General features: G+C 33.2%; 23 protein-coding genes. 13 read left to right on the forward strand and 10 right to left on the reverse strand.

All coding sequences use genetic code 11. The features are described 5' to 3' along the window. Positions 1–96 precede the first annotated feature (96 nt). The 3 genes from SOM12_RS09225 (at position 97) to SOM12_RS09235 (ending at position 3,321) form a co-directional block, all read left to right on the forward strand. The gene (locus tag SOM12_RS09225; protein WP_320493162.1) at positions 97–672 is read left to right on the forward strand and encodes a porin family protein; all 576 of its coding nucleotides are present in this window, start codon (positions 97–99) and stop codon (positions 670–672) included. Between the two features lie 79 nt (positions 673–751). Beyond that, positions 752–1,648, forward strand: coding sequence for a site-specific tyrosine recombinase XerD (gene xerD, locus SOM12_RS09230; RefSeq protein ID WP_320493163.1), 897 nt, complete (start codon positions 752–754; stop codon positions 1,646–1,648). Between the two features lie 152 nt (positions 1,649–1,800). Then, positions 1,801–3,321 carry a sensor histidine kinase gene (locus tag SOM12_RS09235; RefSeq protein WP_320493164.1) on the forward strand — a complete coding sequence of 507 codons (1,521 nt, stop codon included), beginning with the start codon at positions 1,801–1,803 and terminating at the stop codon, positions 3,319–3,321. Positions 3,322–3,391: 70 nt separating this feature from the next. On the opposite strand, the gene rny is transcribed toward SOM12_RS09235, so the two are convergent. The 3 genes from rny to SOM12_RS09250 all read right to left on the reverse strand — a co-directional run bounded on the left by rny (position 3,392) and on the right by SOM12_RS09250 (position 5,749). After that, positions 3,392–4,951, reverse strand: coding sequence for a ribonuclease Y (gene rny, locus SOM12_RS09240; RefSeq protein ID WP_091497308.1), 1,560 nt, complete (start codon positions 4,949–4,951; stop codon positions 3,392–3,394). A 209-nt stretch (positions 4,952–5,160) separates the two neighbouring features. Continuing rightward, the gene (locus SOM12_RS09245) at positions 5,161–5,454 is read right to left on the reverse strand and encodes a cell division protein ZapA (protein ID WP_250837260.1); all 294 of its coding nucleotides are present in this window, start codon (positions 5,452–5,454) and stop codon (positions 5,161–5,163) included. A gap of 4 nt (positions 5,455–5,458) precedes the next feature. After that, positions 5,459–5,749, reverse strand: coding sequence for a hypothetical protein (locus SOM12_RS09250; RefSeq protein ID WP_095929500.1), 291 nt, complete (start codon positions 5,747–5,749; stop codon positions 5,459–5,461). A gap of 180 nt (positions 5,750–5,929) precedes the next feature. On the opposite strand from SOM12_RS09250, the gene SOM12_RS09255 reads away from it, so the two are divergent. From SOM12_RS09255 to SOM12_RS09265, 3 genes are all read left to right on the forward strand, one after another. Continuing rightward, the gene (locus tag SOM12_RS09255) at positions 5,930–7,612 is read left to right on the forward strand and encodes a M23 family metallopeptidase (protein WP_320493165.1); all 1,683 of its coding nucleotides are present in this window, start codon (positions 5,930–5,932) and stop codon (positions 7,610–7,612) included. A 12-nt stretch (positions 7,613–7,624) separates the two neighbouring features. Continuing rightward, positions 7,625–10,090, forward strand: a complete 2,466-nt coding sequence (locus SOM12_RS09260) for a carboxypeptidase-like regulatory domain-containing protein (RefSeq protein ID WP_320493166.1) — start codon at positions 7,625–7,627, stop codon at positions 10,088–10,090. Positions 10,091–10,179: 89 nt separating this feature from the next. Further along, positions 10,180–10,899 carry a hypothetical protein gene (locus SOM12_RS09265; protein WP_320493167.1) on the forward strand — a complete coding sequence of 240 codons (720 nt, stop codon included), beginning with the start codon at positions 10,180–10,182 and terminating at the stop codon, positions 10,897–10,899. 446 nt (positions 10,900–11,345) lie between these two features. Here the strand turns inward: SOM12_RS09265 and SOM12_RS09270 are convergent, their stop codons facing one another. The 5 genes from SOM12_RS09270 to SOM12_RS09290 all read right to left on the reverse strand — a co-directional run bounded on the left by SOM12_RS09270 (position 11,346) and on the right by SOM12_RS09290 (position 17,597). After that, positions 11,346–12,047: a hypothetical protein gene (locus SOM12_RS09270; protein WP_095929503.1), complete on the reverse strand. Its 702-nt coding sequence runs from the start codon at positions 12,045–12,047 to the stop codon at positions 11,346–11,348. Between the two features lie 129 nt (positions 12,048–12,176). Then, positions 12,177–14,006 (reverse strand): ABC transporter ATP-binding protein, encoded by a 1,830-nt coding sequence (locus SOM12_RS09275; protein ID WP_320493168.1) that lies wholly within the window; start codon positions 14,004–14,006, stop codon positions 12,177–12,179. Positions 14,007–14,247: 241 nt separating this feature from the next. Continuing rightward, positions 14,248–15,975, reverse strand: coding sequence for a phospho-sugar mutase (locus SOM12_RS09280; RefSeq protein ID WP_320493169.1), 1,728 nt, complete (start codon positions 15,973–15,975; stop codon positions 14,248–14,250). A 126-nt stretch (positions 15,976–16,101) separates the two neighbouring features. Beyond that, positions 16,102–17,058 carry a glycosyltransferase family 2 protein gene (locus SOM12_RS09285; RefSeq protein ID WP_095929506.1) on the reverse strand — a complete coding sequence of 319 codons (957 nt, stop codon included), beginning with the start codon at positions 17,056–17,058 and terminating at the stop codon, positions 16,102–16,104. A gap of 8 nt (positions 17,059–17,066) precedes the next feature. Beyond that, complete coding sequence (locus SOM12_RS09290; protein ID WP_095929507.1) at positions 17,067–17,597, reverse strand: DUF4199 domain-containing protein; 531 nt, start codon at positions 17,595–17,597, stop codon at positions 17,067–17,069. Between the two features lie 251 nt (positions 17,598–17,848). Here SOM12_RS09290 and SOM12_RS09295 point away from each other — a divergent pair, with 251 nt between their 5' ends. Beyond that, on the forward strand, positions 17,849–18,103 hold the full coding sequence (locus SOM12_RS09295; RefSeq protein WP_007804523.1) for a type B 50S ribosomal protein L31: 255 nt from the start codon (positions 17,849–17,851) through the stop codon (positions 18,101–18,103). 160 nt (positions 18,104–18,263) lie between these two features. Continuing rightward, positions 18,264–19,439 (forward strand): GlmU family protein, encoded by a 1,176-nt coding sequence (locus SOM12_RS09300; RefSeq protein WP_320493170.1) that lies wholly within the window; start codon positions 18,264–18,266, stop codon positions 19,437–19,439. 114 nt (positions 19,440–19,553) lie between these two features. On the opposite strand, the gene SOM12_RS09305 is transcribed toward SOM12_RS09300, so the two are convergent. Beyond that, positions 19,554–19,997 carry a PepSY-like domain-containing protein gene (locus tag SOM12_RS09305; RefSeq protein WP_095929510.1) on the reverse strand — a complete coding sequence of 148 codons (444 nt, stop codon included), beginning with the start codon at positions 19,995–19,997 and terminating at the stop codon, positions 19,554–19,556. Positions 19,998–20,241: 244 nt separating this feature from the next. On the opposite strand from SOM12_RS09305, the gene SOM12_RS09310 reads away from it, so the two are divergent. The 3 genes from SOM12_RS09310 to SOM12_RS09320 all read left to right on the forward strand — a co-directional run bounded on the left by SOM12_RS09310 (position 20,242) and on the right by SOM12_RS09320 (position 24,715). Further along, the gene (locus SOM12_RS09310; protein WP_095929511.1) at positions 20,242–21,876 is read left to right on the forward strand and encodes an ABC-F family ATP-binding cassette domain-containing protein; all 1,635 of its coding nucleotides are present in this window, start codon (positions 20,242–20,244) and stop codon (positions 21,874–21,876) included. A gap of 233 nt (positions 21,877–22,109) precedes the next feature. Further along, positions 22,110–23,264, forward strand: coding sequence for a porin (locus tag SOM12_RS09315; protein ID WP_320493171.1), 1,155 nt, complete (start codon positions 22,110–22,112; stop codon positions 23,262–23,264). Between the two features lie 20 nt (positions 23,265–23,284). Beyond that, positions 23,285–24,715 carry an anion permease gene (locus SOM12_RS09320; RefSeq protein ID WP_250837247.1) on the forward strand — a complete coding sequence of 477 codons (1,431 nt, stop codon included), beginning with the start codon at positions 23,285–23,287 and terminating at the stop codon, positions 24,713–24,715. Here SOM12_RS09320 and SOM12_RS09325 read toward each other — a convergent pair. Next, positions 24,712–25,014, reverse strand: coding sequence for a GNAT family N-acetyltransferase (locus tag SOM12_RS09325; RefSeq protein WP_250837246.1), 303 nt, complete (start codon positions 25,012–25,014; stop codon positions 24,712–24,714). The genes SOM12_RS09320 and SOM12_RS09325 overlap by 4 nt on opposite strands. Before the next feature lie 291 nt (positions 25,015–25,305). Here SOM12_RS09325 and SOM12_RS09330 point away from each other — a divergent pair, with 291 nt between their 5' ends. Together SOM12_RS09330 and SOM12_RS09335 are read left to right on the forward strand one after the other, a co-directional pair. Then, positions 25,306–25,962 (forward strand): alpha/beta hydrolase, encoded by a 657-nt coding sequence (locus tag SOM12_RS09330; protein ID WP_320493172.1) that lies wholly within the window; start codon positions 25,306–25,308, stop codon positions 25,960–25,962. Positions 25,963–26,240: 278 nt separating this feature from the next. After that, complete coding sequence (locus tag SOM12_RS09335) at positions 26,241–26,642, forward strand: hypothetical protein (protein WP_320493173.1); 402 nt, start codon at positions 26,241–26,243, stop codon at positions 26,640–26,642. Positions 26,643–26,849: the final 207 nt, after the last annotated feature.

The following is a 26,849-nucleotide window of genomic DNA, read 5'->3' on the forward strand; positions in this document are numbered from 1 at the left end:
CTAATATTTACTATTTTATTTGTTAAAAACCTAATATAGATTTATGAAGAATATTTTTATATTTGATGTGATTAATTTAACCCAAAACAAATTAAAATGAAAAAAATTATTTTATCTGCCATTGCAATTATGGCTTTTGCATTCTCAAATGCTCAGGAAACAAGATTTGGAATAAAAGGAGGTCTTAATATAACAAGTTTTGCTGGTGGTAACTATTATGATGCGAACTCTTTAGTTGGTTTTCAAATAGGAGGTTTTGCTGAAATTAAAGTTATCGAGAGATTGTCTATTCAGCCAGAGCTTTTGTTTTCTACTCAAGGTGCTAAACTTGAATTTGGCAATAGAGATTTTGATACTAAATTAAACTATATTAATGTTCCTGTTTTAGCTAAATTTTACGTTACTAAACAATTTACCGTTGAAGCTGGACCACAATTAGGATTTTTAGTTTCTGCGAAAAGCGAAGGAGAAGATGTTAAAGATGGTTTTAAATCTGTTGATACTGGGTTTAATTTTGGAGTTGGATATAACTTTACAGATAATTTTTCAGTTGGCGCTCGTTATACTGTGGGGTTATCTAATATTGCAGATAATGATGCTGACACTTGGGATGAGTATTATGATAGCCCAAAAAACAGTGTTTTAGCTATAACTGCTGCTTATAAATTCTAATCTGAATTTCAAAATATTTCAAAAGCCTTCCTTAAACAGGAAGGTTTTTTTATGCCAAAAAATTACTTACTTTGTAAATATGAATTGGAGCAGATACATAAAAGATTATCAGTCGTATTTGAGGATTGAGAGAGGTTTGTCTAAAAATACGATTGAGAACTACGGCTTTGATATCGAACGTTTGTGCCTTTTTTTAGAAACCAATCAAATAGATGTTTCGCCAATAAAAATTTCAGATGAAACATTACAGCAATTTATTTATTCGGTCGCTAAAGAAGTAAATCCGAGATCGCAGGCAAGGATAATTTCTGGACTCAAAAGTTTCTTCAATTATCTGGTTTTTGAAGATTATCGAAATGATAATCCTTTAGAATTAATTGAAGCCCCAAAAACAGGCCGTAAATTACCCGATACTTTATCGCTTCAGGAAATTGACGCTTTGATTGAAAACATCGATTTAAGCACCAACGAAGGCGAGCGAAACCGCGCCATGCTGGAAACTCTTTATGGCTGTGGACTTCGTGTTTCTGAGTTGATTTCGCTAAAAATATCAGATCTGTTTTTTGATGAAGGTTTTATTAAAATTACGGGTAAAGGAAACAAGGAAAGGTTTGTTCCGATAGGATCATTAACTCAGAAATATATTGATATTTATAGAAATGCAATTCGTTGTAATCTCAATATAAAAAAAGGAGCAGAAGATACTTTATTTTTGAATAGAAGAGGAAATCAGTTAACACGTGCGATGGTCTTTACTATCATTAAAGATCTTGCACAAAAAATGGGGTTGAAGAAGAATATAAGTCCGCATACATTACGCCATTCTTTTGCTACACATCTGCTTGAAAATGGTGCAGATTTGAGATCAATTCAATTAATGTTAGGGCATGAATCTATTACAACAACAGAAATTTATGTTCATCTGGATCGCAGTTTTTTAAAAGAGGTTATGCATAGTTTTCATCCGAGAAAATAATTTTTTATCGTATTGTGCGTTTTTTGTTTTGAAAATTTATATATTGTGTTAAAAATTTGCGTTAAAAGGAATTAAATATAGCAAAATATGATGTTTTGTTTTGCTTCTCTCGCATAAGTTCTCAATATCTTATTTACATAAAAAAGTAGTATATGGTTTTTGATTTATATGGAAATGACGATTGCTTGGAGGTAAATAATTTTTATAAAAAATTGTTGGCCGAAATGCCCGACCTGCTTTTTCAGTTTGTTAGTGATGCTGATAATAATTACACCTTTCCACTTGTAAGTAAATCGGCCGATGAAATATTTGAACTTTCAGCAGTGGATTTTAATAATGACATGAAGTTTATAGTTTACGATCGAATTCTACCACAGGATCGCGAGCTTTTTTTTCAGTCTTTAGTCAAAGCTAGAAAAGAAATAAAACCTTGGGAAATTGAGTTTAGAGCTGTTCTTCCAAAAAAAGGAATGCGTTGGTTTAGGGTTTCTTCTAAAACAGAATCTTCTGCAAATGGAAATGTAATTTTCTATGGACATGTTTCGGATATTACGGAATTGAAAGATAAAGAAGAGAAACTTAAGATTTCTGAAGAACGTTTTCAATTTGCTCTGGATGCTTCTACGGTTGGAATTTGGGACTGGGATATGGTTACTAATAGTGTTTTTTATTCCTCCTTGTCTCTTAAAATTTTAGAACTGGAATCTACCGATATTTTTGATGATCCAGAACGTTGGGATAAAATCGTTCATCCTGATGATCTACCAAAATATTACTCCGATATTCATGAACATTTTGATAATAAGATTCCGTTTTATGAAAATTATCATCGTGTAATGACTTCCAGTGGAAATTACAAATGGATTTTGGATCGGGGAAAAGTGATTAAACGGGATGAAAATGGAAAGCCTCTACGTGTAATTGGAACCCATACAGATGTGTCGGCGCAAAAAGAAAAAGAGCTGGAACTTTTAAAAACGATGAAATTGTATAGCGATCAAAACAGTCGTTTATTGAATTTTTCGCATATTGTTTCGCACAATTTAAATACACAGGCCGGGAACATAAAATCGATTTTAGATCTTATCGATGCTGATGTTAGTAAGCAAACTGTAGCTGAAATGCTGGAATACTTGCGAGCTGTTTCCAACGATCTCAATGAGACTATTTCAAATCTTACCCAAATTGTAAAAACGCAAAGCAATATTAATATTGCAGTAGTTCCGTTAAAGCTTTGTGAGTATATCGAGAAGACAATTTCGACTATTAAAGGTTATGATAAACAACGAAAAGTAACGATAATAAACAACGTTCCGAAGTATCTTACGATAAATTTTAATCCGGCGTATATGGAAAGTGTTTTGCTGAATTTTACAACAAATGCAATTAAATATGCACATCCGGATCGTGATCCGATAATTACTTTTGATTTTGCAATAGAGCCAGAAGGCTTTAAATCGCTTAAGATTTCAGATAATGGTCTAGGAATCGATTTAAAGGTTTATGGCGATTTAATATTCGGAATGTATAAAACCTTTCATAAACACGAAGAAGCTCGAGGTATCGGGTTGTATATTACAAGAAATCAAATTGAGGCTATGAAAGGAACGGTTGAAGTAGAAAGTGAAGTAGGAGTGGGTACCAGTTTTAAAATCGTTTTTAATGATATGTAAAACTTAAATAGAGATATAAAAATAAAGGCTGTCAATTGACAGCCTTTATTTTTTATATATGTTCCTAAGATTATTTAGCAATATTTACAGCTCTTGTTTCCCTAATAACTGTAACTTTTACTTGTCCAGGATATGTCATTTCTGTTTGAATTTTTTGTGAAATTTCAAAAGATAAGTTTGCTGCATTGTCGTCAGAAACTTTTTCACTTTCTACAATTACACGAAGTTCTCTACCAGCTTGAATTGCATAAGCATTTTTAACACCGCTGAATCCGTAAGCTACATCTTCAAGATCTTTAAGACGCTGGATGTAAGAATCAAGAACCTGACGTCTTGCACCTGGTCTAGCTCCAGAAATGGCATCACAAACTTGAATAATTGGAGATAACAAAGATTTCATTTCAATCTCATCGTGGTGAGCTCCGATTGCATTGCAAACCTCTTCCTTCTCACCATATTTCTCAGCCCATTGCATACCTAAAAGGGCGTGTGGTAAATCACTTTCTGTATCTGGCACTTTTCCGATATCGTGTAATAAACCAGCTCTTTTAGCTAGTTTTACGTTTAATCCTAATTCTGCAGCCATGATACCGCAAAGTTTAGAAACCTCTCTTGAGTGTTGTAATAAGTTTTGTCCGTAAGAAGAACGGTATTTCATTCTACCCACCACTTTAATTAATTCTGGGTGTAAACCGTGAATTCCTAAGTCGATTACGGTACGTTTTCCAACTTCAATAATTTCGTCATCAATTTGTTTGGCTGTTTTAGCTACAACTTCTTCGATACGTGCTGGGTGAATACGTCCGTCAGTTACCAATTTGTGTAAAGATAAACGAGCAATTTCTCTACGAACAGGATCAAAACAAGAAAGAATGATAGCTTCTGGTGTATCATCAACAATGATTTCAACTCCAGTTGCAGCTTCAAGAGCTCTAATGTTACGTCCTTCACGACCAATAATACGTCCTTTTACATCGTCAGATTCAATGTTGAAAACAGAAACACAGTTTTCAACTGCTTCTTCAGTTCCCACTCTTTGAATAGTGTTGATGATGATTTTTTTAGCTTCTTGCTGTGCAGTTAATTTTGCCTCTTCAATAGTTTCTTGAATATGAGACATTGCTTTCGTTTTAGCTTCAGCTTTTAAACCTTCTACCAATTGCTCTTTTGCTTCTTCAGCAGAAAGACCAGAAATTACTTCTAATTGCTGTAATTGACTTTTATGAAGTTTGTCAACTTCAGCTTGTTTTTTGTCTAAAACCTCAATTTTGTTGTTGTATTCGGCAGTTTTAGCCTCAAAGTCGTCGTTAACTTTTTTAGCTTTAGAAAGTTCGTTAGAAACTTGAGATTCTTTATCGCGTACACGTTTTTCTACTTCAGCAACTTTTTTGTCTCTTGCTAAAATAACTTGTTCGTGTTCTGATTTCAATTCGATAAAACGTTCTTTTGCTTGAAGAATTTTATCTTTTTTGATATTTTCAGCTTCCAAATTAGCGTCTTTTAAGATTGAAGCTGCTTCTTTTTTAGCGTTTTTAATTAGGTTTGAAATATTACTTTTCTCGATAATTTTAGCTATTGCAAAACCTGCTGCAATACCTACAATACCAATGATGATCGTTATGATGTCCATGTTTGTTAGGGTTTATATATAAAAAAAGCCTACATTAATTGCTTGTATAAACTCGTAAAGACAAGTTTTGAGCTAACTCACTGTTCAAGTTTCCCAGCCAAATGGAGGGCATACTATAGTAGCGACGATTTGCTCATTCTAAATTGTTAGTGTTGAGTTTACCAATTGTGAACTAATGTAGGCAGTATCTTAGTTTCTGTAAAGAACGTTTATTTTTCGAGATATTGATCTAAAAGCGAATTTAATCTTTTAATTCTTTCGATAGTCTCTTCTCCATCGATTGCGTTGTCAATTTGTTTTTGTTCTACTTGCGATGCAAATTGTAATGCACACATGGCTAGAACATCTTGTTTGTCACGAACCGCGTAATTTTCTTCGAACTGCTTTATCATAGCATCAATTTTTTTAGAAGCACTTCTAAGTCCTTCTTCCTGACTAGGCTCAACCGTAAGCGGATAAACGCGGTCTGCAATTGATATTTTAATTCTAAGCTTTCCGTCCATATTATTAATCTGATAGTTGTGCTATACAGTAATCAATTTCGCGAATTAATGAATTTATTTTAAGCTTTGTCTCTCTCTTGTTATTGTCGCTGCCAAGTAACGAATTGGCTATTTTAAGTGTTTCATTTTGCTTTTTCAAAGCTTCCATTTCCTCAGATTGTTTCTGGATAATTTGCGCAGCTTTGGCTAATTCTAATCGTAATACTTGATTGTTTTGCTCCAAACCTTTTGATTTCTCAAAAAGCTTTTGGGCTTTATATTCAAGAGTATCAATTATTTCTGCAATTACACTCATTATACATCCTATTCATTACTTAATCCTACAAAGTTAATATTCCTTTTTATTAATGCAATTTTTTATCGATTTTTTTACATTAAAATAGATAAATATATGTAATTCAATTAATTGTATAATTATAAGTTTTTTCTTGCTTTTATTGGTCTATTTTTCTTTATCTTAGCAAAAATGTTGCTTATGAGATTTTCTGCCTTTACCCTTTTGATTTGTAATTTTATATTTGCTCAAACGCAATATCCTAAAGACTATTTTCGTCCTCCATTAGATATTCCGATGCAACTTTCGGGTAATTTTGGAGAGTTAAGGCCTAATCATTTTCATGCTGGTTTTGATTTGAAAACCAATCAGAGAGAAGGGTTAACTGTGCATGCTATTGCTGATGGATATGTTTCGAGAATCAAAATTTCGACTTTTGGAAATGGAAAATGCATTTACATCACGCATCCAAATGGTTATACTTCTGTTTATGGACATTTGCAAACACCAACTGGTGCCATTTTGGATTATGTAAAAAAAACACATTACAAAGAAAAGGCGTATGAAATTGAAATGTTTCCAAAGCCAGGTGAACTTCCTGTTGCAAAAGGAGATATAATTGGCCTTTCTGGAAATACAGGTTCGTCTGAAGGTCCGCATCTTCATTTTGAAATAAGAGATACTAAAACGGAGTTTGTCATCAATCCGATATTCTTTGGTTTTGATCAAAATTTAAAAGATACCAAAAAGCCTACTTTGTCAAGTTTATATGCTTATCCTTTGGATAATGGTACTGTAAATCTTTCAAAACAGCCTTTGTTGGTTAATATGGTGCTTCAAAAAGATGGAACTTATTTAGCTTCTAAAGTAAAAGCTAACGGAAAAATAGGTTTCGGAATTAATGCGGTAGATACAGATGATGTCTCGCATAACAAAAATGGCGTTTTTAATGTTTCAACTTTTTTAAACGGAAATCAGAATTATAATTATCAATTTAATACCTATTCTTTTGATGAAATGCGTTACATCAATGCTCTGATAGATTATTCTCGTTATAAAAAATCTGGACAGCGTGTGCAAAAGCTTTTTATGAAAACGCCTTTTGCTTTAAGTATTATAAAAACAGATTCTCTTCGTGGTATTGTAAAAGCAGAACCTAATTTAACTTCAAATTACAAAATCGAAGTTTCTGATTATTTTGGAAACATGAATTCGGTGACCGTTCCAATTGAGTTTGATGCTGCAACACCACTTGTAGAAGCGGAGCCGGTTAACGGAAAATATTTTATTAAGTATAACAGAGATGCCAACTTTGAGAAAGATAATATGTCGGTTTTCTTTCCAGCTGGAACTTTCTATGATGATTTTAATATGAATTTTGATGTTAGAAATAACAAAGTTTTTATTCATGACGATACGGTTCCGGTGCATTCTAATTTTACAATTACTATAAAAGACGATACTTATCCAGAATCATTGCGAGACAAGCTGTATATTGGTAAAGGAACAAGTTATAATGGAACCATTAGAAAAGGAGACGTTTTTACTGCCAAGGCAAAAATATTAGGTGCATATGGTTTGGTTTTGGATACAATTGGGCCAGTGATAAAAATTGCAAAACCAGTTGAAGGAAAATGGATTAGCGATCAAAAGAAAATTGACTTTACAATAGGCGATGCTTTGTCGGGAATTAAGTCTTATAATGGATATTTAAACGGAAGTTGGGTTTTGTTTGAATACGAAAATAAAGCCAGAAGAATTACTCATACTTTTGATGATCAGTATTTGGCAGAAGGAGAAAACGTTTTAAAAATTGAGGTAGTTGATAATGTAGGAAATACTACTATCTTTGAAACTCGTTTTTTCAGAAGTCAAAAAAAATAAAACCCCAAATCTTTGAGTCAAAATAGGTTTACATTCGCTTTTCTCTTTTTATTTTTCAGCTGTATTGCATTAGCTCAAAACGCCCATATTAAAGGGCTGATTTTAGATGCAGAGAAACATCCTGTTTCGGGTGTGAATGTCTCTTGGCAGAATACTTTTGTTCATTCAGATTCGAATGGGTTTTATGAAATCATAATTCCTTCAAACAAAAAAGTTTCTTTGATTTTTACTCACGTTTCGTTAAAAATGATGAGTTTAACTGTTAGTTTGAAAACAAATGAAGTTTTTGTTTTTAATCCGATTATGAATAATTCTGAGGAGCAAATGGGAGAGGTTTTTGTTTCTTCTGGAAATAGAAAGCGAGTTCAAGGGATTACCTCTGTTGATACGGAAACCATAAAGAAAATTCCAGGCGCAAATGCCGGAATCGAAAATATTTTGAAAACGCTTCCGGGTGTTAATTCAAACAATGAGTTAAGTTCGCAATATATGGTGCGAGGCGGGAATTATGATGAAAATCTAGTTTATGTGAATGAAGTAGAAGTTTATCGTCCGTTTTTAATTCGTTCGGGACAGCAAGAAGGTTTGAGTTTTACGAATACAGATTTGGTTCAGAATGTTGAATTTTCTGCTGGCGGATTTCAGGCGAAGTTTGGAGATAAATTGTCTTCGGTTTTAGATATTACTTATCGCAAGCCAACTGAATTTGGTGCTGCTTTTGAAGCCAGTTTTCTAGGAGGAGGTGCCGCAGTCGATTTAGTATCTAAAAACAAAAAATGGTCAGCGGTAACTGGAGTGCGTTATAGAAATAATAGCCTTTTAGTAAATAGCCAAGATACAGAGACGAATTACAAACCGACTTTTGCTGACATTCAAACGAATATCAATTATGATATTTCTGAAAAATGGCAAATGAGCTTTTTAGGAAATATTTCTCAAAATAAATATTCATATGAACCTTTGGTGCGCCAAACTAATTTTGGTACAGCAGACCAGCCAATGGCACTTTCAGTATATTATGACGGGCAAGAAAAAGATCAATACGATACTTATTTTGGGGCTCTGAAAACTACTTACAAAGCATCTTCTACACTTACTTTAAAATTAATTGGTTCTTTATTTCATACTACAGAAAAGGAGCATTTTGATATTTTAGCGCAATATCGTTTAGGAAGTGTGAACGCTGAAGATCCAGAAAATGCTTCAGCTGTTGATTTTACGCGCGGAATTGGTTCTCAGCTAAATCATGCCCGTAACGATTTGGATGCCTTAATTGCAAATATTGAATTGAAAGGAATTCAGAACTGGAAAGAAAGCCAGTTAGAATTTGGTTTAAAATATACTAGAGAATCTATTCGAGATCGAGTAGTAGAATGGGAGGTAATCGATTCTGCTGGATTTTCTATAAATCCGCCTTTGCTTATTCTTCCAAAAAATAATCAACCCTATACTCCTTATACTGGGCCGCTTTTGCCGTATCAAGATATTCGTGCTACAAATTTTAATACCATAAATAGATTTTCTGGTTATGCGCAGTGGAACAAACAATCAGAAATTGGTTCAAGTCAGATTTGGTATCATTTAGGAGCGCGTTTTCAAGGATGGAATGTTTTGGGAGCAATAGAAGAAGGAAAAACACAATTTGTAGTAAGTCCGCGTGCGCAATTTGCAATAAAACCAGATTGGGATCGCGATATGGTTTTTAGAATTTCTGGAGGATTGTATCATCAGCCGCCATTTTATAGAGAACTTCGAGATCTGGAAGGAGTTGTAAACCCAAATGTAAAAGCGCAAAAAGCGATTCATGTTGTTTTGGGTAACGACTATAATTTTAAAATGTGGAATCGCCCCTTTAAATGGGTAACGGAACTTTATTATAAATCACTTTCAGATGTAAACGTATATTCTATTGATAATGTTCGTATTCGTTATGTTGCCAATAACAATGCAAAAGCATATGCGCAAGGTTTAGATTTTAGATTAAACGGCGAATTTGTACCAGGAACCGAATCTTGGATGAGTTTTGGATACATGAAAACGGAAGAAAATTATGAAAACAAAGGATATATTGCCCGTCCGACGGATCAGAGATTAAAGCTTGCGATGTTGTTTCAGGATTATATGCCCAACATTCCAAGTGTGAAAGTATATTTAAATTTAGTCTACAATACAGGCTTGCCAGGTGGTGCGCCAGCTTACACAGATCCATACTTGTATCAAAATAGATTGAATGATTATAGAAGAGCAGATATTGGTTTTGCAAAAGTTTTTGTAGACAGCAGTACGCAGAACACAAAAACGGGCTGGCTAAAAAACTTTAAAGAATTGTCTTTGGGGTTAGAAATTTTTAATCTCTTTAATAATCAAAATGCTATTACAAATACTTGGGTTCGTGATGTGTATTCGAAAAATCAATATGCAATTCCAAATTATATGACTTCGAGGGTTTTTAACGTTAAAATTAATGCGAGGCTTTAATCTAGCTTCGTGATCGGTTATAAAATTCAATAAAACTCAAAAATACAATCAAAAATAGTATATTTGATAATCGTATATAATCATTGTAGATGAAAAAGTATTTTAAATATATCGCCCTTATACTTATCGGAACAGTCATAAGCTGCCGAGAAGAAGTTCAAAAACCAAAAGTAAGTTACGGTGCTTCAAATAAAGTGAGCATTACTAAAACCGATACAACCCAGATTGAAATCGCCGATTTGCCAATTCAATTGGAAGGAACCAATTATTTAATTCATCCAGTTGGAGATTTAAGAGTTTTTGAAAGAGGATCTAAGGCAAGATTTGGTTCTTCGAGCGTTAATGATGTAAGTTTTACGATTTCTAATTTAGGAGAATATGAAATTACAGGATATCTTCAGAATTTAAAATTCCAAAAAGTAGATTCAGATTCTATCCGACCTTTATCAGATAAACCAGTTCTAATTTTAACAGCTACTTTTCTGAAAACCGTTGCAGATAAAACGCATAATAATGTTATGGTTTATACATTAACAGATTCAGATACTAATAAAGACGGAAAAATTGATACAAGCGATATTAAAACTTTGTACTTAAGTGATATCAGTGGAGAAAATTTTACAAAAGTTTCAGCAGATCTTCAAGAGTTGGTAGATTGGAGTTTAATTGAATCTAAAAACCGTTTGTACTTTAGAACAATCGAAGACACGAACCAAAACGGACAGTTTGATAAAAATGATGTTCTGCACTACAATTATATAGATTTGGCTTCTAAAAAATGGGAAGTGAAGAGTTATAAGCCTATCTAAGGTGCTAAGGTTCTGAGATGCTAAGATTCTAAGTTTTTTTGCCACAGATTAAAGGATTAAAAAGATTTATAAAAAGAGAGGCTGTTTCAATAAGTTGAAACAGCCTCTCTTTTTTAAATTGCTTTTATTAATGAAAACAGCGTTTTTTATTTTGATACATCAAGCCGTCATTCCGTAGGAATGTCTGGTCGGTAGAAAAAAAATGATGACAAATCGATTTACGTTCCGTAGGAACGTTTGATGCGTTGCATTGTTTTAAAAAAAAATATACCAAAAATCAAACGTTCCTACGGAACGTAATTAACCAAAACAATATAATTTTTTCTACCGATGAAATATTCCTACGGAACATAATCAAATCAGAAACGGGGAAAAAATCTTTGTAATCCTTTAATCTGTGGCAAGAAAAAAACTTAGAATCTTAGCATCTCAGCACCTTAGCATCTTTAAATCAATATATCGCTTTCAAGATCTGATTTTTCGATTTCGAAACCAAATCCTAAACGTTCAACCAATTCTATTACCAGTTTTTTGTACCAGTTTTCAGATTTTGGGTGAATGTAGATTTTTTCGATCAATTGATTAATGTCGACGTTGATCTTTAAGCCGTCGTTTAATTTAATATCGCTTTTGGAAGTATCACTCAGAATTCGGACTTCCCTCTCGTATTGAAAACTTTTTCTTTTAAATAAAAACGGAAAGAATAAATCATCAAACGGAATATATTCTTTTTTATAATCGATGTAATTTACTTCGCCAATAAACTGGTCGAAATTGTTTTCTGGTTTTACTGCTTTTTGCAACCTTCCAATTGTAGATTGAATAGCTAAGCCTTCGTTGTTTTTGGTAAAAATCTGCCACATGGCAAAAGATTCATATTCATTGATGTGCCAGCTGCTTATGGCTACTTTTTCGCGATGTGTTTTGTAGTAATTTAAAAATTCAGGGTTATCTGCCGCTAGCTTTTTAATTTCTTCGTAAGTCGGTTCGCTAAAAGTGCCTTCGTACTGATCTTCAAACTTGTCAGAGCGCGACATGAATAGTTTTTTAGAAAGTAAAAGGTCTAGAAATTTAGATAAATCAAGATATTTCCACACAATAGTATCAGAGTCATCTGGAAGTTTTATGTTGGGGTTTTTAAGATACATTTTTGGTAGAGTTACAAGATTTGTTCTTAATCAACCTAAAGTTATAAAAATAAACACAGATTAAAGAAATTAAACTGAGTTTTAATATTTCCTTAATCTGTGTAAATTAATCTGGTGTTTGATGTGTTCTTACGATTCGAAAGACTGCATGGTTACCAGTTTATTGTAAGTTCCGTTGTGGGCAATTAATTCTTCATGAGTTCCTTGTTCAACGATTTTTCCTTTTTGCATTACGACAATCACATCTGCTTTCTGAATAGTCGAAAGTCGGTGTGCAATTACAATCGACGTTCTGTTCTGCATCATGTTTTCTAATGCTACCTGAACAAATTTTTCGCTTTCTGTATCCAAAGCCGATGTTGCTTCATCCAGAATCATAATCGGAGGGTTTTTCAATACGGCACGAGCAATAGATAAACGCTGTTTTTGACCTCCAGAAAGCTTGTTTCCGCTGTCGCCTATATTTGTGTAGATTCCTTGCGGAAGATCCTTTACAAACTCAAAAGCATTCGCAATTTTAAGCGCTTCGATAATCTCGTCATCAGTAGCGTCCAATTTTCCTAAAGCGATATTTGCTTTAATGGTATCATTGAATAAGATACTGTCTTGTGTTACCAATCCCATTAAGCTACGAAGTGATTGCAGGTTCATGTCTTTAATGTTGATGCCGTCAATAGAAATCGAACCATCGTTAACATCGTAAAAGCGAGTCAATAAATTTGCAATTGTACTTTTTCCGCTTCCAGATTGTCCTACAAGAGCAACAGTTTGTCCCTTTTTTATTTGAAGAGAAAAATCTTTTAAAACTGTTTCTTCTTCGTATTTGAAGTTTACATTTTGAACAGTGATATTATCATCAAAAGAAGTTTTTTCAACAGCATTTTCTTTAGAAACGATAGTATTTTCTTGTTCTAAAATTTCAAGTACACGTTCTGCTGCGGCATTTCCTCTTTTTACTCCATAAGAAGCTTTAGAAATTGCTTTTGCAGGAGTTAGAATGTTGTAAGCTAATCCCATGTAAGCAATAAACGCAGCGCCTTCTAGTGTTTTGTCAATCAAAACCATCTGACCGCCGTACCAAAGTAAAATAGCAATTACGGTAATTCCCATAAATTCACTTGCTGGAGAAGCTAAGTTTTGGCGGTTTCCAATACTATTTGATAAAGTGAAAAAACGCTCTGTCGAGTTTTGAAAAACTTTATTAAAGTAATTTTCAGAATTATATCCTTTTACAACTTTCAATCCGCCAATTGTTTCTTCGATCGTAGAAAGGAATCTTCCTTGCTCTTCTTGGGCTTTGGTTGATTGTTTTTTAAGCTGTTTTCCAATCAATGAAATAATATATCCAGAAACAGGAATAAAAATGAAAACAAACAAAGTTAGCTTAGCGCTAATGATAAGCATTGTGGTTATGGTAAAGATAATCGTTAAAGGTTCTTTTACAATAAGTTCCAAGATGGCTAAGAAAGAGTTTTGAACCTCGTTTACGTCAGCTGAAATTCTAGAAATTACGTCTCCTTTTCTTTTTTCAGAATAAAAGGCCAAAGGGAGTTCTAGTGTTTTTTTGTACAAAGCATTTCGCATATCCTTTAATACTCCATTTCTAAGGAAATTAATAAAAAACATCGCCAAATAATCGGCTAAGTTTTTAAGTAAAAAGATCGAAATGATAATAGCGACCATTACCGATAAAACATAACCAGGTTCATGGTTTTTTTGTGCGGTGGTAATGTAGTAAGCCAGGTAATCTTCGGCATATTCTTTTATTTTAAAAATGCCTTCGTAAACTGGCTCTATTTCTACTCTTTTTCCTTTTTCAAATAAAACCTGAAGCATTGGTATTAAAGCAACAAACGAAAGTGTGCTGAAAAGCGCATACAAAACATTGAAAAAGATATTTAAGAATGCGTATTTTTTATACGGATATATAAAAGGAACTATTTTTTTGAAATTACTCATTTATTTTTCTTGATGTTATTTTCTTTTGGTTGGTCAGCTCTTTTGGGTTTTAGTATTTATTTTGAGCATGTAATTTTCAATGCACAAAATTAATCCAATTGAGGTGTTTTCAATTTCTTTTTAGTTTTTTTTATAAAAAAAACTCTGATTTACTTTCAAGATTGTAAACCAGAGTTCAAAGATATCGAACTTGTTAATTCTGCATGCAATTTGCAAAATTGTGTAATTGAGAAATGCAGGTTTAGTTTAACTGCATGTCTGCAATGATATTTTGTATTTTGCTATCTAAGAATTTCTCTGCTTCATCAAAATCAGAAACCGATGCGATTTCAGCATTTACACTAATGTAGAATTTAATTTTAGGTTCCGTTCCACTAGGTCTAGCGCAAATTTTTGATCCGTCTTCTGTATAATAAATCAATACATTCGATTTTGGGATTTCCATTGTCGATTCTGAACCGTCTAATAAATTTAAAGCAATAGACGATTGGTAATCCTCAACCATAATAACTCTTTGTCCGTTGATTTCTTTCAAAGGATTCTCGCGTAAATCAATCATCATTTGGTTGATTTCTTGTAAACCTTCCATTCCTTTTTTAGTCAGCGAAACTAAGAATTCTTTGTAGAAACCATTTTCAACATAAAGCTGTAAAAGTTCTTTATAAACAGAGCTTCCTGCAGCTTTAGCTTGAGCAGCAACTTCGCATATTAATAAGGTAGCAGCAACAGCATCTTTGTCTCTAACGGCATCGCCAACCATAAATCCGAAACTTTCTTCACCACCACCGATAAATTCAAGCTCAGGAAAATCTTTGATCATTTTTGCGATCCATTTAAAACCAGTCAATCCTACTTTGCATTCAACACCATAACTTGTTGCCAATTCCATCATCATTGGAGTAGAAACGATTGTTGAACCTACGAATTGTTTTCCGTTTAGTTTACCTGCTTTTTTCCATTGTTTCAATAAGAAAGAAGTCATTAAAACCATAGTCTGATTTCCGTTCAATAAAATCATTTTACCATCGTTGTTGCGAACAGCAACTCCCAAACGGTCGCAGTCAGGATCTGTACCCACTACAATGTCAGAATTTGTTTTATCTGCTAGAGCCAAAGCCATTGTTAACGCTTCTGGTTCTTCTGGGTTCGGAGATTTTACTGTTGGAAAATTTCCATCTGGAATAGCCTGTTCAGGAACAATATGAACATTTTTGTATCCAGCTTGCGATAAAGTATCTGGAATTGATTTTATAGAAGTTCCGTGCAATGAAGTAAAAACGATATGAAGGTTGTCTTTAGCTTCAGCTGGAGTATTAAAACTTGCATTTTCAATAGACGATTTTATAAATGCTTTGTCTATTTCAGTATCAATGTATTCAATCAAATCTTCGTTTGCATTGAATTTGATTTTATCGTAACCCAAACTTTCAATTACATTGACAATTTCTTTGTCTTGAGGCGGAACAATTTGCCCACCATCTTGCCAGTAAACTTTGTAGCCGTTATATTCTGGTGGATTGTGAGAAGCTGTTAAAACAATTCCGCACTGGCATTTTAAATATTTAAGTGCAAAAGATAATTCTGGAGTTGGCCTTAAATCAGAAAACAAATACACTTGAATTCCGTTTGCCGAGAAAACATCAGCTACCACTTTTGCCAAAGTGTTGCTATTATGGCGACAGTCGTAAGCAATAGCTACTTTTAAAGGTTCGTTTGGAAAAACTTGATGCATGTAATCAGATAATCCCTGAGTATTTTTTCCAAGCGTATATTTATTGATTCGGTTATTTCCGATTCCCATAACACCGCGCATTCCTCCAGTTCCAAACTCTAGGTTCTTGTAAAAACTTTCTTCAAGTTCTTTAGGAGAAGTTGTCATTAATTCCTTAACAGCAGCTTGCGTTTCTTGATCGAATGTTGGTGTCAACCATTCGTTTACAGCGTTTAATATATTTGGTGCAATGTTCATATGTTTTTTTTAAGTTTTAATTAAAGATAAGGCCTTTTTCAGGAGCTAATCCTGCTGTCCACTATATCTTTTGTGGTGAACCCCACCACAAAAGGATGCCGTTCCCATCAGGGCTAGGGCGCTTCGTTAAAAATTAACCTCTCGGGCTACTTTGTAACGTGCTTCATTGCTTTTAGTTCTTAAGATAATTTCGCCTAAGAAACCTGCTAAAAATAATTGAGTACCAAGAATCATAGTGGTTAAAGCAATGTAAAACCACGGATTGTTGGTAACCAAAGTATATTTCATTCCAGTATACATGTGGTATAGTTTGGAAACACCAATGTATCCGGCAGATAAAAATCCGATAATAAACATTAGAGAACCCATTGCGCCAAATAAGTGCATAGGTCTTTTTCCGAATCTTGATAAAAACCAAATCGTAATCAAATCCAAGAAACCGTTTATAAAACGTTCCATTCCGAATTTTGTTTCACCATATTTTCTAGCTTGGTGAATGACTACTTTTTCGCCAATTTTTCCAAATCCAGCATTTTTAGCCAAAACAGGAATATAGCGGTGCATTTCGCCAGAAACTTCAATGTTTTTTACCACGACATTTTTGTAGGCTTTCAATCCGCAGTTAAAATCGTTTAGCTCAACGCCAGAAGTTTTTCTAGCCGCCCAGTTAAATAATTTTGAAGGAAGATTTTTGGCCACAACAGAATCGTAACGTTTCTTTTTCCATCCAGAAACCAAATCGTATTTCTGATTTATAATCATTTCATACAATTCAGGAATTTCGTCTGGGCTGTCTTGCAAGTCAGCATCCATGGTAATAATAACATCACCTTTTGCTTTTGCAAAACCAGCATGTAAAGCCTGAGATTTTCCAAAGTTTTTCATGAAACGAATCCCTTTTACACTAGGGTTTTCGTTAGAGAAACTTTCAATAATCTGCCAAGAATTATCTGTACTACCATCATCTACAAAAATGATTTCATAAGAGTAATTGTTAGACTGCATCACTTTAATGATCCATGTGTAGAGTTCTTTAAGTGATTCCTCCTCGTTTAGAAGCGGTATAAGTATAGATAAATTCATTTATATTTTTATTCTTGTGTAGATTTGCTTTTAAAAAATGCTGCTAAAATTAATCCTAAGATTGAATAGCCAATAATGCTGAAAATAAGAGCTTTTAATTGTTCAACAGTTGAGAAAGGATTATTTTCTTTCATTTTAGCTAATGCTTCGTTTATTTTAGCGGCTGGAGTTCCAAATTTCTGTAATGTTTCAGCCATGTATTTAACCAATAATTCGCTTATAGTTGTTTTTGCTTCAGGATCAATTACATTAAATAATAGGATGCTGAACAAAGTAGAAATTGCAAGAGCAATTATTGTAGTTATAAAGAAGGTTGTAAAAGCGTCTTTGAAAGAGAAAAAACCATTGATGTCTTTTTTTGTTTTAGTAAGTAATACGATTCCAATTACTACATAAATAACAAAAGTTAAACCGCCAATCCAGCCTGAAACAAATAATTTTAAATCTACGGCATAGATAGTTGCTGTAATTAATGCCAGAATAATTCCTAAGATGATTCCGTAAGTAACGCCGTTCTTTTTTATAACTTCATTAATCATATTTTAATAGGTTTAAAATTAATCCACAAATATAGTAATTCCCACTATAATCGGATATAAAAAAAGCTTTTCGAAATAAACTAAAAAAAAGTAAGCTAACTGTTTGTTTATTAAAAAAGAATTGTAAATTTGCACACTCAAAAATAATTAAATTTTTAAACAAAAAAGAGTATTGTTTGTTTATACCTTTTTCTAACCATGAAAAAGCTTCAAAATGAAGATGCTCTATTAACAATAAATAAAAAGACAAGATGAAAAAAGGAGTTCACCCAGAAAATTACAGATTAGTTGCATTTAAAGACATGTCTAATGATGACGTTTTTATCACTAAATCTACTGCAGATACAAAAGAAACAATTGAAGTTGACGGAGTTGAGTATCCAGTTGTAAAAATGGAGATTTCTAGAACATCTCACCCTTTTTATACTGGTAAATCTAAACTTATCGATACTGCAGGACGTATTGATAAATTCAAAACTAAATACGCTAAACACGCTAAAAAATAATAGCTGTTTTATATTATACAAAAGCCTTCCAATTCTGGAAGGCTTTTTTTATGCGTTAAATATTACTTTTCGTTAAAATGGTTTTTTACTAAACCGGTAAAATATTTGTAACTTTGGTGCCAGGTAACCAAATCAAATTTTAACAAACACTCAATTATTTATGAACTACATTCTTTTCGACGGTCCCGTTCGGAATGCTTTATTACCCTTTACTTTTACACGTCCAGTAGCTGATATTTTGGTAGGAATCATGACAATACGCCAGAAATGGGAAAAATATCTTGGTTCGACAATCACGACTATAACAGAGGAATATTTATCAGAGAAATTCCCAATGGTTGAAATGGAGGAAAATGTAATAATCAATGCAGCGTATTTGCCAAATGATACTCTTGCAGAGATGGTTTCTAATTTAACAGAAAACCAAGCAATCTTTAAAGGTGAAGATGTAATTGCATTTTTTGCAAACGAAAACCAAGAAGAAGTCGATTTTGATTCTTATGAAATTATTCAGTACAATGAAGATTGTATTACGATAGAGCATACTTGGGATATTTTCTCAAAAAACGATGCAGCGATTCGTCAAGATTTTAAATACTTGACAGAGGATCGTACTTCGCAACCCATTCCTAAAAGCGTTAATGTAATTGCTCCAGAAAATATTTTTATTGAAGAAGGTGCAAAACTAGAGTTTGTAACTTTAAACGCTTCAAACGGCCCTATATATATAGGTAAGAATACCGAAATTATGGAAGGCACGGTTATTCGCGGACCTTTTGCTTTATGTGAAAATGCAATGGTAAAAATGTCGGCGAAGGTTTATGGTGCAACGACTGTTGGGCCAGGATCGAGAATAGGCGGAGAAGTTAAAAACTCAGTTCTTTTTGCCAATTCAAATAAAGGGCATGAAGGATTTTTAGGAGATTCTGTTCTAGGGGAATGGTGTAACATTGGAGCAGATTCTAATAACTCAAACCTAAAAAACAATTACGAAGAAGTAAAATTATGGAGCTATGAAACAGAAGGTTTTGCTAAAACCGGACTTCAGTTTTGTGGTTTAATGATGGGAGATCATAGTAAATGCGGAATCAATACGATGTTTAATACAGGAACTGTTGTTGGTGTAAGCGCTAATATTTTTGGTTCTGGATTTCCTCGTAATTTTGTTCCTAGTTTTTCTTGGGGAGGAGCAGCTGGTTTTACAACTTACGTAACTAAAAAAGCTTTTGAAACAGCGAGGTTAGTGATGAGCCGAAGAAATATAGAATTCGATGCAACGGAAGTTGCAATTATGGAGCACATTTTTGAAGAAACAAAAAAATGGAGAAAAGACTAATTTAATTAGATAATTATAGCAAACCCGACAGGTTTTTAAAACCTGTCGGGTTTTGTTATTTTAAGGTTTTAGAGAATTTTCTAATTTCCTAATTGACATATTTTCTAATTTTACTTATTTATCAATCTTAGTAAAATCCCCTTTTAAGTTGAATTTTAATTCTAAACCATTGGTTAATTTTGTTTCATATCCAGAAGAACCAATTTCTATTTTGGTTACGTCTTCTTTAGGGAAATTTGCTTTTATGTAAGAAGCAATTTTTTTTGGGATAATAGATTTTGGAACTTTTCCAGTTTTAGCATCCACTTCTTTCCAGTTTCCTTTTTTGTCAAATTCAATTTCTGTTTGATTGCTAAATTGAACTTTGTATTCTGTAGATAGAATTTCTTTGTCTTCTAATATATAGCTAGGTTTCTTAGATCCAAAATGTGTTTTTAAGAATGTTTGTGCGTTTCCCGGTAAAGCCTCTTTTTTAATTACAGTTTTTTGTGCATTTGTAGTAAGTCCAAATAGTAATCCCGTAATTAAGCAGATTGTCAGTTTTAATTTCGTTCTCATATTTTGCTGATTTTTAAAATTATAGTACAAGTTAAGACTAAAATTTTGAAATATTAAAAAATGATTGGGGTTTCGTTCTTTGCGATTAAGACATTATTTTATTTGTAAATTATCTGGACAACACATTTTCATAATTATCTAATTTTCAAATTGCCTAATTATCTAATTAATCTATCTTTGCAGCACGAAAAAAAATGGGTAGTCAGATAAACGATTAACCGATTAAACAAATTAACAAACACAAATGATTACAGTTAACGATATTTCGGTTCAGTTTGGTGGAACTACACTTTTTAGCGATGTTTCTTTTGCTATTAATGAAAATGACAAAATTGCCCTTATGGGTAAAAATGGTGCGGGAAAATCTACACTTTTAAAGATAATTGCAGGTGCAAACAAACCTTCAACCGGAAGTATTTCTGCTCCAAAAGAAGCTGTAATCGCTTACTTGCCACAGCATTTGCTTACCGAAGATGGTGCAACGGTTATGGAAGAAGCATCAAAAGCTTTCAGTGAGATTTTTACAATGAAAGCCGAAATCGATGATATTAATGAGCAATTGACAGTTCGTACAGATTATGAAAGTGACGAATACATGAAATTGATCGAAAGAGTTTCTGACTTAAGTGAAAAATTTTATGCAATTGAAGAAGTAAACTACGAAGCTGAAGTTGAAAAAATTTTGGTTGGTTTAGGTTTTGAACGTGAAGATTTTGGACGTCAAACTTCTGAATTTTCAGGAGGATGGAGAATGCGTATTGAATTGGCTAAAATCCTATTGAGAAAACCTGATTTGATTTTGCTAGATGAGCCAACGAATCATATGGATATTGAAAGTATTCAGTGGTTAGAGGAATTTTTGCTAAACCAAGCTAAAGCCGTAGTGGTAATCTCGCACGATAGAGCTTTTGTTGATAATATCACCAATCGTACTATTGAGGTTACAATGGGAAGGATTTATGATTATAAAGCAAAATATACTCATTATTTAGAATTAAGAAAAGATCGTAGAATCCACCAGCAAAAAGCATATGATGAGCAGCAAAAAATGATTGCAGAAAACCGTGCTTTTATTGACCGTTTCAAAGGAACATTCTCTAAAACAGATGCCGTTCAGTCTCGTGTAAAAATGCTTGAAAAATTGGAAATTGTTCAGGTTGATGAAGTAGACACATCGGCTTTACGATTAAAATTCCCGCCAGCAGCACGTTCTGGGCAATATCCTGTTATTGTAAAAGAAATGTCTAAAGCTTACGGAGATCACGTAGTATTTAAAGATGCAAATATTGTAATCGAGCGCGGACAAAAAGTGGCTTTTGTTGGAAAAAATGGTGAAGGAAAATCGACAATGATTAAAGCCATTATGAAAGAAATCGGCGTTGATTCTGGAAGCGTAGAAATTGGTCATAATGCACAAATCGGATATTTTGCTCAAAATCAAGCGGCTTTATTAGATGAAAATGCTACCATTTTTGAAACAATCGATAGTATTGCCGTTGGTGATATCAGAACGCAAATCAAAAATATTTTAGGAGCTTTTATGTTTCAAGGTGACGATATTACTAAAAAAGTAAAAGTGCTTTCTGGAGGAGAGAAAACTCGTTTGGCAATGATTAAATTATTGTTGGAGCCAGTTAACTTGTTAATTCTAGATGAGCCTTCGAATCACTTGGATATGAAAACCAAAGACATTATTAAAGATGCTTTACGCGATTTCGACGGAACTTTGATTCTGGTTTCTCACGACCGTGATTTCCTTGACGGATTAGCGACGAAAGTTTTTGAATTTGGAAATAAAAGAGTGAAGGAACACTTTGAAGATGTGGCTGGTTTCTTAGCGCATAAGAAAATGGATTCTATGAGAGAGATAGAGAAATAATATTTTTTCAATATAATTTTTAAAGGGCATAAGTTTATTCTTATGCCCTTTTTCTTTGTTGCAATATTCGTAACAGTATTTTAATGCAATTTTTTTTACATAAAATATCTTTTTTTGTTACTTTAGTATTCCTATTTCGTGTTGACTATAAGTAATTAAGTTTTTTGATCAAGAATAGAACGCTGATTTTTAAATCACTATATAAGCATTGCTGTTTCATTTAATTTAAGCCTATGAGTAAAAGTCTACTATCGCCATTTTTTTTCCTTTTTTTTATAACGCCATTTTTTTTCTACGCCCAAGGAGATGTGAATCAAGGAGCTGATAAAAAAGAGAGTGAAGAAGTAAAATATCCGCAATTTCAATTAAAAGGGCTTCTTCAAGCAAGATATCTAGAGAGTTTTGGAGATAATGTAGACGTTTTAGGAACTCATCATTCAACGGGAGATGCAGTTCAAAGTTCTTTTGATATAAAAAGAATGCGTATGGGTTTAAATACAAAGTTAAGCGAGACTACAGAAATTGTAATTCTGGTCAATTTAGCCGATTTTAAATCTGATCCAAAGGGAAAAGTTCTTGAAAATGCCTACGGGAAATATACTTTTAATAAATATATAGCTTTAACAGGAGGGCAATTTCGTCCAGCATTTGGTCTAGAGGAGCTTGTTCCGGTAGATATTATTAAATCTTTTGATTTTTCGAATCAGTATTATGAATTTGGAAAAAATGGATGGACAAGTTTTCAAATTGGAGCATCAGCGACAGGAGGTTTTGATATTGGAAAAATTCCGGTGAATTATGCGGTTTCTATTTTAAACGGAAATGGGAAAAATGTAGAAATGGATAAAGATAACGGAAAACAATATTCGTCAAGATGGGTTTTTGGTTTGTCAAAAGAGCATAAAATTAATCTGGGTTTAAACGGAGGTTTTGGAAAAGTCTTTAAGGAAGATGTTTTTGCATTAGGAGCAGATATTACCAGTGATTTTAAAATAACCGATAAACTAAGTTTCGATTTGCAGATAGAATATAAGCAAGGAACAAACCATAATTTATATTATTCTTTGCCAATTGCTAGCCGTACAGATAATGTTGCAGATTATCAAATGCGCGGAATCTATTTTCTGCCGAATTTTAGATATGAAGTAGATTATAAAAAACTCACCGCATTTGAAATTTCTTGTCGCTACGAAACTTTTGATCCGAGCTACAAAATCGATTCAAATGTGCGCACCACTTACACTCCAATGGTTAGTTTGGAATTCGGAAAATCGTATACAGGACGTATCGAGATGGGATTTGAAATTGACAGATTTGATAAGAGTATTTCAGATACGTCAACCTACAACGATAATTTATTTTTAATTCAGTTACAGCTCAGAATTTAATTCACTTAATCTTTGTTTTTATGAAAGAAGTAAAAATTCCACAGACCCTAATTACGCTGGCAGTTTTGGTTGCCATTTGGTTTGTTCCGGCTCCAGAAGGAGTTGTAACAGAAGCTTGGCATTTATTTGCCATTTTCGTAGCTACTATTTTAGGAATTATCTTAAAAGCGGCTCCGATGGGAACAATGTGTATGATTGCAATTGCTTTAACGGCGATGTCTCAGGTTTTGGCTCCAGGAGATCCTGGAAAATCAATCACATTAGCGCTAAAAGGATTTGGTGATAAAGTAATCTGGCTGATCGGAATTTCATTTTTTATAGCAAGAGGATTTATAAAAACAGGTCTGGGAAACAGAATTGCTTTTTTATTTATAAAAATATTCGGAAAAAGTTCTTTAGGACTCGCGTATGGTTTAGGATTGGCAGATTTGGTTTTAGCGCCAGCTGTTCCAAGTAATACGGCTAGAGGAGGAGGAATTGTTTATCCGATCATGAAATCAATGTCGATGAGTTTTGGTTCAATGCCTGACAAACCTGAAACGCATAGGAAATTAGGGGCTTATTTAACTTTAAATAGTTATAATATGAACCTGATTGCTTCTTCGATGTTTTTAACAGGAACAGCGAGTAATCCGATGTGTCAGAAGTTTGCACTTAATTTAGGAATAAAAATTAGCTGGATGTCTTGGGCGGCGGCGGCAATTGTTCCGGGGTTATGTGCTTTTATTGTAATTCCGTTCGTTCTTTATAAAATTTATCCTCCAGAATTAAAAAAGACTGGGGATGCACCGCAGATTGCAACACAGAAATTGAAAGAAATGGGGGCAATAACTAGAGATGAATGGATGATGTTGCTGACCTTTTTTATTCTGCTTTTTCTTTGGATGACAGGAGATCTGCTTTCTATCGATGCAACAACAACAGCTTTTATCGGATTGGTAATTTTACTTTTAACTTCAGTTTTGACTTGGGATGATGTAAAAGCCGAAAAAGGAGCTTGGGATACCATTGTGTGGTTTTCTGTTCTAGTAATGATGGCCAGTTCGCTTAATGAATTAGGTTTTATCGCGTGGTTTAGCGATTTAGTAAAAGCAGAAATTGGCGGATTAAGCTGGCAGATGGCTTTTCCAATTATTATATTGGTATACTTCTTTAGTCATTATCTTTTTGCAAGTGCAACTGCGCACGTTGCAGCAATGTACGCAGCCTTGCTTGGTGTTGGTGTTTCGCTCGGAATTCCGGGATTATTGCTAGCATTTATGCTTGGTTTTGTCGGATCTCTTTACGGAACTTTAACGCACTATGGTCATGGTCCGGCACCCGTATTTTTCGGGAGCGGTTACGTTGACCTAAAGAGTTGGTGGGTCAAAGGGCTTATAACTGGTTTGGTTATGCTCTTTATCTATATGGTAATAGGAGGATTGTGGCTCCGAGTAATTGGATATTTTTAGATTCTAATTCCTGGAGGAAGCAATTCTTTATATCTAGGATTTTTTTTGAAAAACGAAACAATCTTTGGGTGAATAGGAACTACTCTGTAATTTTTTTCAGAACTTAAATCTAATATATTTTTAAGCAGCATATTGATCGTTTCTTCGTTCTCGTATGAATCTGGTTTATTGATCTTGGTTAAAAAGATTTTTTTTTCTTGAAATGAATACTCAACTGCTAACATTCCTTCGGGGATGACAGTTTCAAATTGGCGTGCAAAAGTGTTGTCTTTGATTTCCATAGTTACAGAAGATTCCATAGTAATTTCTTGTTAGGTTATTGGTAAATAGTGAATTTGGGACTCGAAATTTTATTGAAAGAAAATTCTTTATAAGTTTTAAATTCAAGAAATATTTCGAATTGCAAAGGTAATCATTTGATTTTCAATATTAAATTATTTTTTGCAGCTATAAACTTTAAGTTTTTGTTTTGAACTTGGATTTTTTTTGAATTGCTATAAAATAGGTCTGAAATTTGATTATCATGACATTAAAAAAAGTAACTTTATTTTTTAGAATAAAGGTTTTAATGGTAATTTCATTTTAATATTATGAGTAAAATTCCAGTTTATTTTATGCCAGGTTTGGCTGCGAGTTCATCTATTTTTGAAAGAATAAAATTGGATGAAGATACTTTTGAAATGCATCTTTTGGAATGGGAAATTCCAAATCCGAAAGAATCTTTATCAGATTATGCACTTCGAATTAGTAAAAATATAAAACACGAAAATCCTGTGTTAGTCGGAGTTTCTTTTGGAGGAATCCTAGTTCAGGAAATTTCGAAACATATAAAAGCACGAAAAGTTATTATTATATCGAGTGTAAGAAGCAATTTGGAGTTCCCGAGAAGAATGAAAATAGGGAAGAGGACAAAAGCTTACAAACTAATTCCGATGCAGTTAATTCTGAATGTTGAGAAATTGGCTAAATTTTCATTTGGCGAAAAAGTCAATAAGCGAATTAAATTGTATGAGAAATTTTTATCTGTCCGTGATTTAGGATATCTGCAATGGGCGGTAGAAAGTGTAATTTTATGGGAGCGAGATAAAATTGATGAAAATGTAGTGCATATCCACGGAGATAAAGATGATGTTTTTCCGATTAAATATATTGATAAATGTATTTTAGTCAAAGGAGGAACTCATATTATGATCTTGAATAAGTATAAATGGCTGAATGAGAATTTGCCTTCTATTATACTTGAGTGAAATTCCAATTTTAAAAATTCCAAATTCCAATACTTTGAGGATTTTTAATCTTTGTCAAAGTTTTAAACTTTGACAAAGATGCATTTAAGAAAATTTGCACGCAATCTTGTCATTTCGACCTTAGGGAGAAATCTTCGCAAGTAACTCCATAAAGTAATTCAAGAAAAAAAGTGAGAATCAGTATAATCGTTTTGGTGTTAATTTTAGTAGGATGTAAATCCTCAAAGAGAGACTGCGATTTTACATTTTTTAAATGGAATATCCATGAATCTTATTATTTGAAGTTTAATTCTTCTGATACGCTCTATTGTATAGATACTTATGGATTTAAAAAAGAAACGACTTTTACAATTTTAAATAAAGACGAGAAAGAAAGGATTCAAAATATATTAGATACTATTACTTTTCCTAAAAATGAAACTTTTGAAAATAATGATATGGATGATGGAACAACTTACGGTTTCATTCTACAAGATCAAAAGCGGTCAAAGAAACTTAAAATTCATGGAAATGCTGGTCCTCAACAATTTTGGTATTTTGGTGAAGTTCTAGAAAAAATTAAACTGAATCTTCAGTTTGCTAAAACAAATAAGAAGATAGATTTGAAAGAAATTAATAAAATGGTCATATTTGAAATACCGCCTACATTTACCATTGATACTGTAGGATTAGAAAAATAAATTTTACTGGTTTTTTCTTTGTCAAAGAAACACACAAAGAAACACACAAAGAATTACTCACAACCTTGTCATTCTGAGGAACGAAGGATCGCGCTCGTAACTCTACAAAGATTGGCGATTCTCTGTATGGATTTTCTAGTGTGATCCTTCGTTCCTCAGGATGACAAACTAAAGAAAGTCTTTAGTAGAAAATCTAAAATCTAAACT

It is taken from the genome of Flavobacterium sp. CFBP9031, assembly GCF_034044945.1.
Classification (GTDB): Bacteria; Bacteroidota; Bacteroidia; order Flavobacteriales; family Flavobacteriaceae; genus Flavobacterium.

Excerpts from the sequence above, each read along its gene's own strand:
- rny (WP_091497308.1), bottom strand. The coding sequence starts at position 4,951 with ATGGACATCATAACGATCATCATTGGTATTGTAGGTATTGCAGCAGGT.
- SOM12_RS09275 (WP_320493168.1), bottom strand. The coding sequence starts at position 14,006 with ATGAGTAATTTCAAAAAAATAGTTCCTTTTATATATCCGTATAAAAAA.
- SOM12_RS09245 (WP_250837260.1), bottom strand. The coding sequence starts at position 5,454 with ATGGACGGAAAGCTTAGAATTAAAATATCAATTGCAGACCGCGTTTAT.
- SOM12_RS09330 (WP_320493172.1), top strand. The coding sequence starts at position 25,306 with ATGAGTAAAATTCCAGTTTATTTTATGCCAGGTTTGGCTGCGAGTTCA.
- SOM12_RS09250 (WP_095929500.1), bottom strand. The coding sequence starts at position 5,749 with ATGAGTGTAATTGCAGAAATAATTGATACTCTTGAATATAAAGCCCAA.
- SOM12_RS09280 (WP_320493169.1), bottom strand. The coding sequence starts at position 15,975 with ATGAACATTGCACCAAATATATTAAACGCTGTAAACGAATGGTTGACA.
- SOM12_RS09325 (WP_250837246.1), bottom strand. The coding sequence starts at position 25,014 with ATGGAATCTTCTGTAACTATGGAAATCAAAGACAACACTTTTGCACGC.
- SOM12_RS09225 (WP_320493162.1), top strand. The coding sequence starts at position 97 with ATGAAAAAAATTATTTTATCTGCCATTGCAATTATGGCTTTTGCATTC.
- xerD (WP_320493163.1), top strand. The coding sequence starts at position 752 with ATGAATTGGAGCAGATACATAAAAGATTATCAGTCGTATTTGAGGATT.
- SOM12_RS09270 (WP_095929503.1), bottom strand. The coding sequence starts at position 12,047 with ATGTATCTTAAAAACCCCAACATAAAACTTCCAGATGACTCTGATACT.
- SOM12_RS09305 (WP_095929510.1), bottom strand. The coding sequence starts at position 19,997 with ATGAGAACGAAATTAAAACTGACAATCTGCTTAATTACGGGATTACTA.
- SOM12_RS09285 (WP_095929506.1), bottom strand. The coding sequence starts at position 17,058 with ATGAATTTATCTATACTTATACCGCTTCTAAACGAGGAGGAATCACTT.
- SOM12_RS09265 (WP_320493167.1), top strand. The coding sequence starts at position 10,180 with ATGAAAAAGTATTTTAAATATATCGCCCTTATACTTATCGGAACAGTC.
- SOM12_RS09310 (WP_095929511.1), top strand. The coding sequence starts at position 20,242 with ATGATTACAGTTAACGATATTTCGGTTCAGTTTGGTGGAACTACACTT.
- SOM12_RS09235 (WP_320493164.1), top strand. The coding sequence starts at position 1,801 with ATGGTTTTTGATTTATATGGAAATGACGATTGCTTGGAGGTAAATAAT.
- SOM12_RS09300 (WP_320493170.1), top strand. The coding sequence starts at position 18,264 with ATGAACTACATTCTTTTCGACGGTCCCGTTCGGAATGCTTTATTACCC.
- SOM12_RS09315 (WP_320493171.1), top strand. The coding sequence starts at position 22,110 with ATGAGTAAAAGTCTACTATCGCCATTTTTTTTCCTTTTTTTTATAACG.
- SOM12_RS09320 (WP_250837247.1), top strand. The coding sequence starts at position 23,285 with ATGAAAGAAGTAAAAATTCCACAGACCCTAATTACGCTGGCAGTTTTG.
- SOM12_RS09255 (WP_320493165.1), top strand. The coding sequence starts at position 5,930 with ATGAGATTTTCTGCCTTTACCCTTTTGATTTGTAATTTTATATTTGCT.
- SOM12_RS09295 (WP_007804523.1), top strand. The coding sequence starts at position 17,849 with ATGAAAAAAGGAGTTCACCCAGAAAATTACAGATTAGTTGCATTTAAA.
- SOM12_RS09290 (WP_095929507.1), bottom strand. The coding sequence starts at position 17,597 with ATGATTAATGAAGTTATAAAAAAGAACGGCGTTACTTACGGAATCATC.